This is a genomic window from Corynebacterium sp. KPL4035, assembly GCF_037908325.1.
GTDB classification, from domain to species: Bacteria; Actinomycetota; Actinomycetes; order Mycobacteriales; family Mycobacteriaceae; genus Corynebacterium; species Corynebacterium kefirresidentii.
The window spans coordinates 81,412-94,020 of record NZ_JBBMGF010000001.1 but is presented as its reverse complement, the minus strand read 5'-3'; the positions used below and the strand labels follow the sequence as shown (position 1 = coordinate 94,020).

The 12,609-nt window shown below is 57.9% G+C and carries 11 protein-coding genes; 3 read left to right on the top strand and 8 right to left on the bottom strand.

Going from position 1 to position 12,609, the window contains the following annotated elements; genetic code table 11:
• Nucleotides 1-3: 3 nt before the first annotated feature.
• Nucleotides 4-1,446, bottom strand: a complete 1,443-nt coding sequence (thrC, locus tag WMP96_RS00435) for a threonine synthase (protein ID WP_340431795.1) — start codon at nucleotides 1,444-1,446, stop codon at nucleotides 4-6.
• 39 nt (nucleotides 1,447-1,485) lie between these two features.
• Here thrC and WMP96_RS00430 point away from each other — a divergent pair, with 39 nt between their 5' ends.
• Nucleotides 1,486-2,793 (top strand): MFS transporter, encoded by a 1,308-nt coding sequence (locus tag WMP96_RS00430; protein WP_049361303.1) that lies wholly within the window; start codon nucleotides 1,486-1,488, stop codon nucleotides 2,791-2,793.
• Nucleotides 2,794-2,807: 14 nt separating this feature from the next.
• On the opposite strand, the gene WMP96_RS00425 is transcribed toward WMP96_RS00430, so the two are convergent.
• The 6 genes from WMP96_RS00425 to WMP96_RS00400 all read right to left on the bottom strand — a co-directional run bounded on the left by WMP96_RS00425 (nucleotide 2,808) and on the right by WMP96_RS00400 (nucleotide 9,206).
• A complete protein-coding gene (locus WMP96_RS00425; RefSeq protein WP_340431793.1) occupies nucleotides 2,808-3,515 on the bottom strand; it encodes an AAA family ATPase in 708 nt (235 codons plus the stop codon).
• A 10-nt stretch (nucleotides 3,516-3,525) separates the two neighbouring features.
• A complete protein-coding gene (locus tag WMP96_RS00420; protein ID WP_023021145.1) occupies nucleotides 3,526-3,744 on the bottom strand; it encodes a hypothetical protein in 219 nt (72 codons plus the stop codon).
• Between the two features lie 143 nt (nucleotides 3,745-3,887).
• Nucleotides 3,888-4,355 carry a hypothetical protein gene (locus WMP96_RS00415; RefSeq protein ID WP_239204433.1) on the bottom strand — a complete coding sequence of 156 codons (468 nt, stop codon included), beginning with the start codon at nucleotides 4,353-4,355 and terminating at the stop codon, nucleotides 3,888-3,890.
• Complete coding sequence (locus tag WMP96_RS00410; RefSeq protein WP_239204435.1) at nucleotides 4,348-4,692, bottom strand: hypothetical protein; 345 nt, start codon at nucleotides 4,690-4,692, stop codon at nucleotides 4,348-4,350. The genes WMP96_RS00415 and WMP96_RS00410 overlap by 8 nt, the downstream gene beginning before the upstream one ends.
• Nucleotides 4,693-4,789: 97 nt before the next feature.
• Nucleotides 4,790-7,861 (bottom strand): bifunctional [glutamine synthetase] adenylyltransferase/[glutamine synthetase]-adenylyl-L-tyrosine phosphorylase, encoded by a 3,072-nt coding sequence (locus WMP96_RS00405; RefSeq protein ID WP_340431791.1) that lies wholly within the window; start codon nucleotides 7,859-7,861, stop codon nucleotides 4,790-4,792.
• A 7-nt stretch (nucleotides 7,862-7,868) separates the two neighbouring features.
• Nucleotides 7,869-9,206, bottom strand: a complete 1,338-nt coding sequence (locus WMP96_RS00400) for a glutamine synthetase family protein (RefSeq protein ID WP_340431790.1) — start codon at nucleotides 9,204-9,206, stop codon at nucleotides 7,869-7,871.
• A gap of 192 nt (nucleotides 9,207-9,398) precedes the next feature.
• On the opposite strand from WMP96_RS00400, the gene WMP96_RS00395 reads away from it, so the two are divergent.
• The gene (locus WMP96_RS00395) at nucleotides 9,399-10,457 is read left to right on the top strand and encodes a DUF2786 domain-containing protein (protein WP_301716664.1); all 1,059 of its coding nucleotides are present in this window, start codon (nucleotides 9,399-9,401) and stop codon (nucleotides 10,455-10,457) included.
• A gap of 135 nt (nucleotides 10,458-10,592) precedes the next feature.
• The gene (locus WMP96_RS00390; RefSeq protein WP_340431789.1) at nucleotides 10,593-12,323 is read left to right on the top strand and encodes a CYTH and CHAD domain-containing protein; all 1,731 of its coding nucleotides are present in this window, start codon (nucleotides 10,593-10,595) and stop codon (nucleotides 12,321-12,323) included.
• A gap of 59 nt (nucleotides 12,324-12,382) precedes the next feature.
• Here WMP96_RS00390 and WMP96_RS00385 read toward each other — a convergent pair whose 3' ends face one another.
• Nucleotides 12,383-12,571, bottom strand: coding sequence for a hypothetical protein (locus WMP96_RS00385; RefSeq protein WP_049361312.1), 189 nt, complete (start codon nucleotides 12,569-12,571; stop codon nucleotides 12,383-12,385).
• Nucleotides 12,572-12,609: the final 38 nt, after the last annotated feature.

Below are 12,609 nucleotides of genomic sequence, written 5' to 3'. Positions count from 1 at the left end.
GAGCTAAACCTCCGTTTTCTGAATCGACGTGGTGATGTAATCCTTGACCACCGCAGCATCATTGGGCAAGTCCTTAACATGCCGCTCAGTATCGAGAATGCCAGCAAAACGCTCAGGCGGCTCGGGGGCAGAGCCAATGGCCTCTGTGATGGTCTCTGCAAACTTCACCGGCAGTGCAGTCTCCAAGCATACGATGGGCGTCTCCAAGCCTTCGCGCTGCGCCCCGCGGGCGACCTTAATGCCATCGGCCGTGTGCGGATCCACCAGGTAGTTGAAACGCTCGTGCACGTCTTTGATGGTGGCGAGGCGATCGGCGTGGGTGGAGGAGCCGGATAGGAATCCGTACTCTTGACCGGCGGCGGCGATCTTCTCTTGGTTGAGGCTGAAACCGCCCTCTTTGACCTTCGTGCCAAAAAGCTCCGCTGCTTGGGCTGCATCGCGGCCGAACAAGTCGAACACAAACCGCTCAAAATTAGAGGCACGCGAGATATCCATCGACGGCGAAGACGTAGCCACGGTTTCTGCGGCAGGGCGCGGACGGTAGTTTCCTGTGCGGAAAAACTCATCTAGCACGTCATTTTCATTGGTAGCCACGATGAGGCGATCGATGGGAAGCCCCATCTGGCGGGCGATGTGGCCGGCGCAGATATCGCCAAAGTTGCCGGTAGGAACGCTGAAGGAAACCTTCTGCTCGGCATTGTCGGTGACCTTCAGCCAGCAGGAGATGTAGTAGACCACCTGGGCCATAAGCCGCGCCCAGTTAATGGAATTGACCGCACCGATACGGTAGGTGGACTTAAAGTCGGCATCTCCCGAGACCGCCTTGACCACATCCTGGCAATCATCAAAGACGCCATCAAGGGCGATATTGAAGATATTCGGGTCATCCAGGCCAAACATCTGTGCCTGCTGGAAGGCCGTCATGCGGCCGGCCGGGGTGAGCATAAAAACGCGAATGCCCTGGCGACCTCGCATCGCATACTCTGCTGAAGAACCCGTATCACCAGAGGTGGCGCCCAAAATATTCAGCGTCTCGCCGCGGCGGGCGAGCTCATATTCAAAAAGCTCCCCCAAAAGCTGCATGGCCATGTCTTTAAATGCCGCAGTAGGTCCTTCAGAAAGGTGCCCGATAAAAAGGCCCTCTCCCAGTTCGGTAACGGGGACGATCTCTGGGTCTGCAAACTTGGGGCTGGTATAGGCCCGGGCAGCGATATCCTCGATATCTTGCGCCGGAATATCGTTAATGAAAAGCTTGAGCACCTCGGCCGCGAGTGCCGCATAGCCTTCATCCGCAAGGAGCGTGCGCCATGAATTTAAAGTGGCGAAATCCAACTGCGGGTAGCTCTCTGGCAGGTACAAACCTCCATCGGGGGCAAGCCCGCCAAGGAGAATATCCGTAAAAGATGCGGGCTGACGGGCGGTATCGCGGGTCGAAATATACTTCACACAAAAGAATCTTAGTAGTTAAGGCGTAAGGTATCAGCCATGTCGCAGCCGAATCCCAGAGAAGTCATTACCACTCAAGCTTTAGGCATTTGGGTGGCCGCCATGGCGGTCTACCTCGTAGCGATTACTGGCCGTACCTCTTTTGGCGTGGCCGGCCTGGACGCTATTGAGCGCTTCGATGTTGATGCCGGCCGTATCGCGGTCTTTACCTCCGTGCAGCTGGGCGTGTATGCCCTAGCCCAAATTCCTACCGGCATATTGATCGATAAATTTGGCCCACGCCTGCTCCTGGTAGTCGGCGCCGTCATCATGGGCATCGGTCAGGTTGTGCTGGGTTTTACCACGAGCTACGGCGTAGCCATCGCTGCCCGCATACTTATTGGCGCGGGCGATGCCACGGCGTTTCTCTCCGTGATGCGCATCCTTCCCTATTGGTTCCCGCTGCACCGCACGCCAATGTTTACCCAGGTGACCTCGTCGCTCGGGCAGATGGGCCAGTTCATCTCCGCGGTGCCTTTCTTGTGGTTGCTGGGCGCAGCCGGCTGGACCGCCGCCTTCGTTACCCTTGGTGCGGTGGGCATTCTCGTGGCCATCGCCGCGATTGTGGCGGTGGCAGATTCACCGGAAAAGCTGGGCATTATCCCCACGGAAAAAGAACCGCCCAACTCTCAGGCCACCAGCATCCCGGCGCGCCTGAAGAAAGTATTCCGCTCCCCAGTGGCATGGCAGGCCTACTTCATTCACTACATCGGTATGCTCCCGCTCATCGTCTTTGTCATGCTCTGGGGAATGCCCATGATGACCCAAGGAATGGAGCTATCCAAGGCGAAGTCCAGCCTGGTGCTTACCTTGTTGGCGGTATTTTTGGTCCTCGTCGGCCCATTGCACGGCAAGATTTCCTCCCGCGCACAGCATATTCGCCCGTGGCTCAGCCTGGGTTTTGTAGCAGTCCACGTTCTGACCTGGCTCATTTTCTTTACCTTCGGCACCGACAGTGGTCTGGCCGCGATTTTAGTGGTGTCCTTCGTTACCGCGCTCTGCACGCCGACGGCTAACTATGGCTTCGATATCGTGCGCGAGCGCATGGATCGATCCGTGGTGGCCACTGCTACGGGCCTGGGCAATATGGGCGGGTTTACCTCCGGCATGCTGGGCGCTCAGCTCTTCGGCATGGTGCTGGACCATTCCTCTGCTGCCCCTAACTACTCCATGCCGGATTTCACTGCAGCCTCCGCGGCGGTGCTAGCCGTGTGGGTGGTCGGCATGATTGGTGTGGTAGTCACCCACTTCCTGCGGCGCCGCGCTGGCGAGGATGGGCCTTCTGTTACCATCGTGGAGGTTTCTTAAAGGCCAGAGCTTGGTTACTCGGGGTTGACAATAAAGCGGATGGTTCCTTCAGGATCCGCTAAAAGCTCACGGGTAGCCGCCACGGCTTCCGCCTCATCGAAGGCGATGCGTTCAAAGCCAGTATCGTTTAGTTCCACAATGTCTGCCCCCGGGCAGGCCAAAAGAATTGGCGAGTGCGTGGCGATGATTATCTGCGCGCCGCGGTCAACCGCTTGGGCTATTTCCCCCACTAGGGCCAGCTGCCGGATAACGGAAAGTCCCGATTCTGGCTCATCAAGGACATATACGCCTTGGCCATTGATGTGCTCATAGAGCATGTCGAAGACGGATTGTCCGTGCGAGCGGCGAGATAAATCTACATTCTGGGACAAGGTGGAGCGGCCTGCGCGTTCGTCTGATGAATCTCCGCGTGCAATCAGATACTCGTGTTTTTCAGCGCGTAGGAAATAGGCGCGTTGGATGACTTTATCCGTGACGCAGCGAATGGGGCTGCGGGGAACGATTTCATCGGGATCGTCCATCCGTCCGCCTTCGGGAGAGCAGCCCAAATCACTGGCCACACCGGCGAGCAAACTAGATTTACCAATGCCGTTTTCCCCCACGAAGACGGTTACCGGCCTCCGCAGCTTAAAGCTTCCTAGGTCGGCCAAGTAATCGAAAACCGGCAGCTTTGCCCTGTAGTCATCGGGCTTAAATTTCAGGCTTAGGGCATCAATCAGCATGGTCTCTAGACTAATTCAGCTCATCCAATATGCGCAGCGCGTCTTCACGTGTAGCTTCCGCACCAAAGTTTTTCAGGTGGCCAGCCAGTTCACCAGTGGGAAGTGATTGGGCGATGGTATCGGCCGGCACGGTATTGACGGCATAGGCCACTCCTACCCCACCGGTGATGGGGATGGCGATGGCGGCGATTACTCCCACCGCGGTCGATAGCGTGGACTTGAAAGTCATAGTCTCCTCCAAAGGCTTCGGCACCGAGCACTATGCTCGTTACCAATTTGTGATGTTTTACCTTAGGAAGAGTTACTGCCAAGGCCATGCCGCCCAGCTGCGGGTTGCCTGAATTTTCATCCCCAGTTCGCAGTTAAGCCCGGCTAGTTCGCCGGGTAGCTTTCTGCGACGATGCCGTCGCTAGCCGGCATTACAAGTCCTCGTTCAAAGGCCACGAGGACCGCCTTTTCATCAGATTCGCTGATGTCACCGGCTTCCACTGCACTGCTCAGCTCGCGCTCAAGGTACACGCGCACATCAGACTTACCGTTTTCGGTCTGGGTAATATCTCGCGGGACGGAGTTTAGGGGAATGCCCAATGCCTTAGCTAGGGAGGTCACCCGGTTAGCATCGGTGGAATTATCATCCTTAATGGCACCATTGACCTGCGCAGGAACGTCTTCTTGGACTACGCCACCGGCCACGGCCTCGCCCACGGTCATTGTCCCTTTGGGTGGATTGTCGCGGTTGGTTGCCCATACCCCTACTGCGATGGCCACGATGACGGCCACGGCCACAAAGACCCATAGATAGATGAGTTTGCGGCGGTGTACCCCACTGATTTTAGCCATGGAAACCAGCGCCATCGCTAAAAGAACCGTAGTCATTGCCGCGCGGGTTTTCGCCGCGATCATTGAGGGCATCAATGATGGAGCGAATGGTGGCCTCCCCTATGCGGTCGGCGCGGCCCCATGAGCGAGGGGTTTGGCGGGAATTTTGCGGCGTTGATTCCGGGCTCGGCGGTGTGGGCTTGTGCTCCCGAGGCGTGGAGACCTCAATGGTCACTGTGGTGCCATCAAGGTGGAGGGCGTCGCCGTCGCGCACGCCCGCGGCACGCGCAGCGGAAAGCAATGCGGATAGCTCGCCCACCGTAGCGTTATTCACATCAAGTTGCAGCTTAAAAGACATAACTAGCCAGTCCTTCCTCTTTCCCATCCCACTCTAGAGTCCGGCAGTGCAAAAAGTAAGGCCGTAGTGCTCACACCGGGGATTTTCAAGGGCAACTCTAAGAATGCTCGAAGGATTCCTCCTCGCCCCAAAAGACTTCATCGACTACCTTGCGGGCATGCCGGGTTAGTTTCAAATAGTGTTCCAAAAACTCCTGGTTATCTTCCGGTGCCCATCCGGCGGCACCGGCTACTTGGGCCAGCTGCGGGCCAGGTCCAGGCAGTTGGTCCACGCGCTTGCCGCGCACAAGCACTAGCGCATTACGCGCGTCGGTAGCCATTAGCCAGGCTTCGCGCAGGTCAGATACCTGCCCGGCGGAAAGGATAGCGGTTTCTTCCAAAGCATCAAGCACGCGCAGCGTAGACGGATCATGGAGTTCGGCGTACTCGTGGGCATGCATCATCGTCAGTAGCTGAACGGTCCATTCAATATCGGTTAGCGCACCGCGGCCAAGCTTGGTGTGAGTATTGCGGTCCGCGCCGCGCGGTAGGCGCTCATTGTCCACACGTGCCTTCATGCGCCGAATATCGCGAATGGTAGATGCGCTGGCGCCGCCTTCTGGATAGCGGAAGCTATCCACCATGGACATAAAGCGCTCGCCTACCTCTTTATCCCCAGCAACGAAGGCCGCGCGCAATAAAGCCTGTAGCTCCCAGGACTCGCCCCATTCGCGGTAGTAACGCTCATAGGATGAGATAGTGCGTGCCACCGCACCGGAGCGGCCTTCGGGACGCAGGCCTAAGTCGACATCCAGTGGCGGGTCTCCCGAGGGTTTAGACAAGCGGCGCCGGAGCTTATCGACGATCCCGATGGCCCACTTTACTGCCTCCCCTTCCGCAGCAGAGCCAGCATCCTGTTCGGCGGGTTCTGCTACAACGAGCACGTCCGCATCTGAGCCGAAGCCCAGCTCCATGCCTCCCAGCCGGCCCATGCCAATGACGGCAATGCGCGCTGGTGGCTCCGCATCCTCGTTGGCTAGGCGCCATGCCCGCACCTCGGCGCGAAGGGCAGCTTCCAGCACGGCATCCCAAATGGTAGAGAGCTCATAACACACCTGCTTGACCGGCATGAAGCCCAGCAAATCCGCACTGGCGATGCGGGCCAGCTCCACTCGGCGCAACGAGCGCGCCACCGCCACCGCTTTATCCGGGTCGGCGTGGCGCTTGCTGGAATTGACCAGCGCCTTGGAAACCTGTTCGGGCTTGGTTTCTAGCAGTTTGGGGCCAGTGGCGCCGTCGGAAAGCTGCTTGACCGAATCTGGGGCGCTAATAATCAGATCAGAGGTAAACGGCGAGGTACCTAGAATGTGCATGAGCCGCTGGCCCACAATTCCTTCATCGCGCAGCATGCGCAAGAACCACGACCTATCGTTCGCGGCCTCCGAGAGCTTGCGATAGTTCAACAGGCCCATATCGGGGTCTGCGGTATCAGCCAGCCATTCCATCAAGGTGGGCAGCAAAATCGCCTGGATGCGTGCCTTGCGCGAGGTTCCCGCCGCCAAGGAGGTCAGGTGCTCGAATGCGCGGTCGGGGTGGTTATAGCCCAACGCGGCCAGCTGCAGCTTGGCGGCCTCCGGCGAAAGCTTGAGCTCATCGGCGGACATGGTGACCACGGAATTGAGCAGCGGCCGGTAAAACAGGCGCGAGTGCAGCTCGGAGATCCGCAGGCGGATCCGGCGCAGGTGCGACAGCATGCGCTCGGCCGCCGACTTGGTGCCCTGCGGATAAAAGCCGGCGATGCGCGCCAGCCACTTCATCCCCTCTTCGTCGTCCTTTTCCGGCAGCGTGTGCGTGCGGCGGAAGCGCTCCAATTGCAAACGGTGCTCAAGCAGGCGCAGAAACTCATAGGCTTCAATGAGCTGGGTGCCATCCTCGCGGCCGACGTACCCCGCTGAAATCAGCGCCTCCAGCGCCTCCACCGTGGAAAGCGCGCGCAGCGTCTCATCGGAGCGACCATGGACCAACTGCAAGAGCTGGACGGCAAATTCGATATCGCGCAGGCCACCCACGCCGAGCTTGAGCTCACGGTGCTTGAGCTCTGCAGGAACATTGGCCAGTACCCTGCGGCGCATGGCCTGGATATCTTCGACGAAAGACGCGCGCTGCGACGCCGTCCACACCATCGGGCGAATCTGGTCCAAATAGTCCTGGCCTAGCGGGAGGTAGCCCGTCATAGCGCGGGCTTTGAGGAGCGCCTGGAATTCCCACGTCTCCGCCCACCGTTTGTAGTAGGCCACGTGAGATTCCAAAGTGCGCACCAATGCGCCCGACTTTCCCTCGGGGCGCAGGTTCGCATCCACCTCGAAAAAAGTGGTGGTTCCAATGCGATTAAACTCCGCCGCTAGCCGCGTGGCCCTAGGGGTTGCCTCGCTGCCGACGAAGATGACGTCCACATCGGAGATATAGTTCAGCTCGCCTGCGCCACATTTGCCCATCGCCATGACTGCCAGCTGTGCATCCAAGGGTTCATCGCCGTAGATGGTGCGCACGGCGCAGGCAAGGGAGGCGGTTAAGGCGGCATCGGCAAGCGCGGTGGTCAGCGCCGCAATCTGACGGAATCCTACCTCCGGCTGCGGCCGTGTCTGGCCCTTGCGGGAATGGAAGCTGCCCGCCACATCGCAGGCGGCAATGCGCATCATCAAAGTGCGGTAGGTCGTGCGCAGCGCCTGCTTATGCTCCCCCTCACCGGCGCGGTAAGTGCCCGCCGCGCTCAAGTCCTCGCACGCCGGATCAGGCCGGTCCACGTCGTGAACAAAGTCCGCAGGCTGGGCATCGATAGCACCAAGCAGGTTTTGCAGCATCTCTTCGGGCTGTGGAAGGGGTTTTTCTAATTCTCGCCACAGTTCAGGGTGCGCCGCGAGATGATCGCCAAAGGCGGTCGACGCCCCCAGTAGTGCGAAGAGGCGCACGCGCAAAGTTTCATTGGACCGCACGGCATCATCTAGCTCTGGGGCTTGTTCATAGATGCGGATCAGATTATTGAGAGCCAGGTCTGGGTCACCCACGGCAGCGAGGGTCCACAACAGATCCGCTGATTCCGGATTCTTCCACCCCAGCTGCTCAATATCTTGCGCAGCATGCGGGCGGGTAAGACCTAGTGTGGCCGGTGAAGGCACAGCAGCAGGACGCATTTTTCTCCTAGAAGTTCAGGTTATTGCGCAGCTCAAAGGTGGTGATTTGGCTCTGATAGTGGTGCCACTCATCCCACTTGGAGCGCAGGAAGAACTCAAAGACGTGCTCGCCCAAGACTTCTGCCATGAACTCGGATTTTTCAAATTCTCGCAAGGCCTGATCCAAGCTGGTGGGTAGATCCTTATAGCCCATTGCCCGGCGCTCGCGGCGGGTGAGCTGGTGGACATCGTCCTCAGCTGGATCATCGAGCTCGTAGCCCTCGCGGATGCCTCGCAGACCTGCTGCCAATAGCACCGCATACCCCAGGTAGGGGTTCATCGAGGCATCAATGGAGCGGATTTCTACCCGGCGCGATTCTTCCTTGGTAAGCCGGTAGGTGGGAACGCGGACCAGCGCGGAGCGATTCGATACTCCCCAAGTGGCTGCGCCCGGCGCCTCGTTGCCGAACATCAGGCGCTTATAAGAATTGGTCCACTGATTCACAATCGCGGACATCTCCGTGGAGTGCTCCAAGGTGCCGGCGATGAACTGGCGGCCGGTCTGGGACAAAGAGAATTCATCATCCGGATCGTGGAAAGCGTTGGATTGGCCTTCAAAAAGGCTCAAGTGGGTGTGCATGCCAGAGCCCGGCAAATGTTCGAAAGGCTTAGGCATGAAGGTAGCGCGCACGTTGGAATTGGTGGCCACCTGCTTGATCACGTGCCGGAAGGTCATGATGTTATCGGCCATGGTGAGCACGTCCGCATGGCGCAGATCAATTTCTTGCTGGCCCGGCGCGGTTTCGTGGTGGCTAAACTCCGTGGCAATTCCCAGCGATTCCAGCGCTAGCATTGCCTTCCTGCGGAAAAGCGGGGCGGTATCGTGCGTTGCTTGGTCGAAGTAACCGCCGTTGTCTGTGGGCACCAAGTCTGTAAGTTCGCGGCCACGCTCGAAAAGATAGAACTCGATTTCTGGCGAGGCCATGCAGGTAAATCCATCGTTGGCGGCCTCAGTGACCTGGCGGCGCAGGATATGGCGCGGGTCCACCATGGAGGGCTGGCCATCTGGCTGGGCGATATCGCAAAACATGCGGGCCGACTGCAGGTCCGGCTCATCCATATCAAAGGGCAAAATTTGGAAGGTGGAGGGATCTGGCAGGGCGATGGTGTCAGACTCAGAGATGCGAGAAAAGCCCTCTACGGAAGAACCATCGAAGCCAACACCTTCTTCAAAGGCCGATTCCAGCTCGGACGGGCTCATGACCACGGATTTGAGGGCGCCCAGAATATCCGTAAACCACAGGCGGATAAAGCGGATATCGCGTTCCTCAACGGTGCGCAGAACAAATTCGTGTTGGCTATTCATGCTTTAGACCTTACCGGCTCTCCCCCGAGGTATGTGCAGTTCAGGCGACAGATTTTCCAAGGCGAAATGTGCAGGTCGCAAGAGTATCCAGGGGGTGGCTAGCGGGGGCCTTTCCTCCAGGAGCCAGCTTCAGCGCATGCTTTGCTAGGTGGGCAAGCGAACACACGTACACCTCTTAAAGGACGAATCTTTATGACCACCCACTGCGATGACCTTTCTGCTCACGTAATCGAACGCCTCATCACCGCCGCGCAACATGGTTGGGCACCGGCGGATTTAGAGCACGTCTTAGGCCCGCATGCTTACCCCATTATCTACCGTGCTAGCCCCCATGTGCCGGCACGAATTACCTCCCCTGCCTTACGCAAGGCTTGGCTACAAATGGCACCGCCGGACGAAAATTTCATTCCGCGCGATAAGCTGCGCGCCATTATGAAAGAGCTAATTCAGCTTCCTAGGCTGCGCGATACTGAACTTTTGGCCTCTGGCGAATCCTTGCGAGAAGACGGGCTTAGCGATAAACAGCGCAAAATTCGCGCAAAGGTCCTAGGCCTTTTACGCAAGGCTGAGTCCACCAGTTTTGAAGACGAGGCCGAGGTTCTGATTTCTAAGGCGCAGTCCTTGCAACAGAAGTATCGCATCGAGGATCTACTTACTTCCGAGCTCCCCAATCTCATTTCCCACCGCGTGCACATCCACCCGCCCTATATCAAGCACCAGGCTTCCCTACTCAGCACCATTTCTGACGCCAATGGATGCACCACGCTCCTCATCCATGACAAAGGCCTAGCCTGTGTGATTGGTGCTCCTGCCGACGCCGCCCATTGCGCCGACCTCTTTGCCTCCCTCAACCGCCAATGCGACTGGTTTATGCGTAACGGCGATGGCGCGGAAATCGCCCGCGCTACCAATTCCACTGCCGCATATCGCCGCAGCTTCCGCCTGTCTTATGCTGCCCGCATCGGTGAATTGCTCACCCAAGCTAATGAGGACGGAATTGCTGAAAACCTGCGTGAGTCTCAGTATTGCTCTCACCATGCAGAGGCTGTAGCCACCCAAACCCTTCCCGCTTTGCAAGCACGCACCGATCACGCCATCGATACCCGCAACCGCCTCTTCCCCAATCTCACAGAGATGTCGCTATCAATGAACAGTCTGCACGGCATCAACGATGGCATTGCCGCTGCCGATAAATCTCACTTGGGAGGTGACGCCTCAGGGCTCGGTTCAGTTCCAGAAATTACACGGTAATTTCCCCTGTTTGATACGGTTCCTGGCCCCCGTTCCCTGCTAGCGAACGGGGGCAGAGTATGGCACCGCAACGAGGTCATTACAGGTAAGATCACCGATGAGATTGATTAGGTCTAGAAAGTAGAAGGTACGTGAATGTCTACACAGTCTTTTCTCGAAGTTGAAGCGAAATTCTCCGTAGCCGAGTCCACTCAGCTCCCTGAACTGACCCGCCTTGAGAGAGTTGACCACGTCGCAGACACGCGCCACCACGCACTTTCGGCCATCTACTACGACACTGAAGACCTCCGCCTCACCCACGCTAAGGTCACCCTCCGCCGCCGCACCGGAGGAAATGATAATGGCTGGCATATCAAGATCCCTAGCGAGGCTGGCCGTACCGAAATCCACGCAGAATTGGGAGAGCCTGTCGATGGCCGCTATGAAGTTCCTAGCGAGCTGCTCCATCAGGTTCGCTCCATTGTCCGCCACAACGAGCTCACCCCAATTGCTCAGGTAGACAACAAGCGCACCGAGATGGTCTTGGCAGATGCCGATAATAAGCCAGTGGCAGAGTTTTGCGATGACCATGTCACCGCCTTTTCCTTCCTTCCCGGCGGCGAGCAACAGTCGTGGCGCGAATGGGAAGTAGAGCTCGCAGGTGAGCTACCTGGTACCGAGGAAGGAACGCAGTTCATTCGCCGTGCTACCTCTCTTCTCATCGGTGCCGGTGCACGCGTATCTTCTTCCCCATCCAAGCTGAAATCGGCCTTGGGTGATTCTTATGCCAACGCCCCGCTTCCCCCGGCCCTGGTATCGCCGGACGTGGACCCGGATTCCCCTGCCGCCGCCGTGATCACCGCACTGCAAGCTAACCGCGACAAGCTGGTTGATTATGATCCACGTGTTCGCCGCGATGAGTGGGACTCGGTGCATCAGATGCGTGTAGCTACCCGCGAGCTGCGCAGCCACCTTCAGACCTTCCATGGCATCGTGGTCGGACCAGAAATCGAAAAAATTGAAGCCGATCTGAAGGAGCTCGCTGGCATTTTGGGGGTTGCTCGCGATGCGGAGGTTGTTGAAGAGCGCTGGCAGAAGCTGTTGGAGTCCGAAGATTCTGACACCTTGGATGATTCCACCCGCGAGCACATTGCGCAGGATATGGGCACCGCCTACCGCCGTGCGCACCGTCGCGTTATCGCCGCCCTTGATTCCGAGCGTTACCTCGAGCTGCTAGAGTCGCTCGACCGCTTGCTCGCGGATCCGCCAACGGCCGATAAGCAACAAGAATCCGCTCCGGTAAATGATGATGCGGAGCAGACGGAAGAACAGTCCTCTACGGAGGAAGGCGCTGCTTCTTCCGAGTCCCGCGAGGATAACGCGGCTGCTGCAGAGAAGGCCAAAAAGAAGCCAGAGAAGAAGTCCAAGGACAAGTCCGCGGACATGGACACTGTGATGGCGCAGCACCTTGAAAAGGCCTATAACAAGCTGGTCAAGCGCCATAAGAAGGCCGTAGAGAATTGGGATAACCCGGAGCTGTCCCTGCACGAGCGCGAGGACTATTTCCACGATATGCGTAAGGCTGCAAAGAAGCTGCGTTATGCAGCAGAAGCAGCTGGTTCTGCCACCAACCTTAAGACCAAGCGTCTCTATAAGGCCTGCAAGCAGATGCAGTCGGTGCTCGGTGATTTCCAAGATTCCGTGACCTCGCGCGATAAGCTGCTCGAACTGGCAGATTCCGCTCGCCGCCGTGGCGAAAATACCTTTGGCTATGGCCTGCTCTATCAACGCGAGCGCACCATCGGGCTGAAGGCGCTGGATGATTACGCCGAGTCTTTCAAAGACATCAAGGCGGCGTTTAAGCCGCTGCGTAAGAAACTAAAGTAGCCGCGCTTCCCAGGCAGTTACCGGGAAACACGGCGTAGAAAAAGATGGCTGGAGGTTATTTACTTCCAGTCATCTTCTTTGTCTGCGGCATCTGCCGCATCGTTGCGGGCGTGGGCAATTTCGATAGCGTTTTCTGCTTCTTCACGGGTGTCATACGGGCCCATTCGGTTTTCCCAGCCAGAGGTCTTGCCTTGGCTGACTTCCTTGGTGGCTGGATCGAAGAACCACTTCTGGTCTGCATCGCTCATAAAACTATCCTCTCAGTCGTAGCGCCAGCGGCACCGGC

Coding starts and splice junctions, on each gene's coding strand:
- WMP96_RS00430 (WP_049361303.1), top strand. CDS start 1,486: ATGTCGCAGCCGAATCCCAGAGAAGTCATTACCACTCAAGCTTTAGGC.
- WMP96_RS00425 (WP_340431793.1), bottom strand. CDS start 3,515: ATGCTGATTGATGCCCTAAGCCTGAAATTTAAGCCCGATGACTACAGG.
- WMP96_RS00420 (WP_023021145.1), bottom strand. CDS start 3,744: ATGACTTTCAAGTCCACGCTATCGACCGCGGTGGGAGTAATCGCCGCC.
- WMP96_RS00415 (WP_239204433.1), bottom strand. CDS start 4,355: ATGGCTAAAATCAGTGGGGTACACCGCCGCAAACTCATCTATCTATGG.
- WMP96_RS00410 (WP_239204435.1), bottom strand. CDS start 4,692: ATGTCTTTTAAGCTGCAACTTGATGTGAATAACGCTACGGTGGGCGAG.
- WMP96_RS00405 (WP_340431791.1), bottom strand. CDS start 7,861: ATGCGTCCTGCTGCTGTGCCTTCACCGGCCACACTAGGTCTTACCCGC.
- WMP96_RS00400 (WP_340431790.1), bottom strand. CDS start 9,206: ATGAATAGCCAACACGAATTTGTTCTGCGCACCGTTGAGGAACGCGAT.
- WMP96_RS00395 (WP_301716664.1), top strand. CDS start 9,399: ATGACCACCCACTGCGATGACCTTTCTGCTCACGTAATCGAACGCCTC.
- WMP96_RS00390 (WP_340431789.1), top strand. CDS start 10,593: ATGTCTACACAGTCTTTTCTCGAAGTTGAAGCGAAATTCTCCGTAGCC.
- WMP96_RS00385 (WP_049361312.1), bottom strand. CDS start 12,571: ATGAGCGATGCAGACCAGAAGTGGTTCTTCGATCCAGCCACCAAGGAA.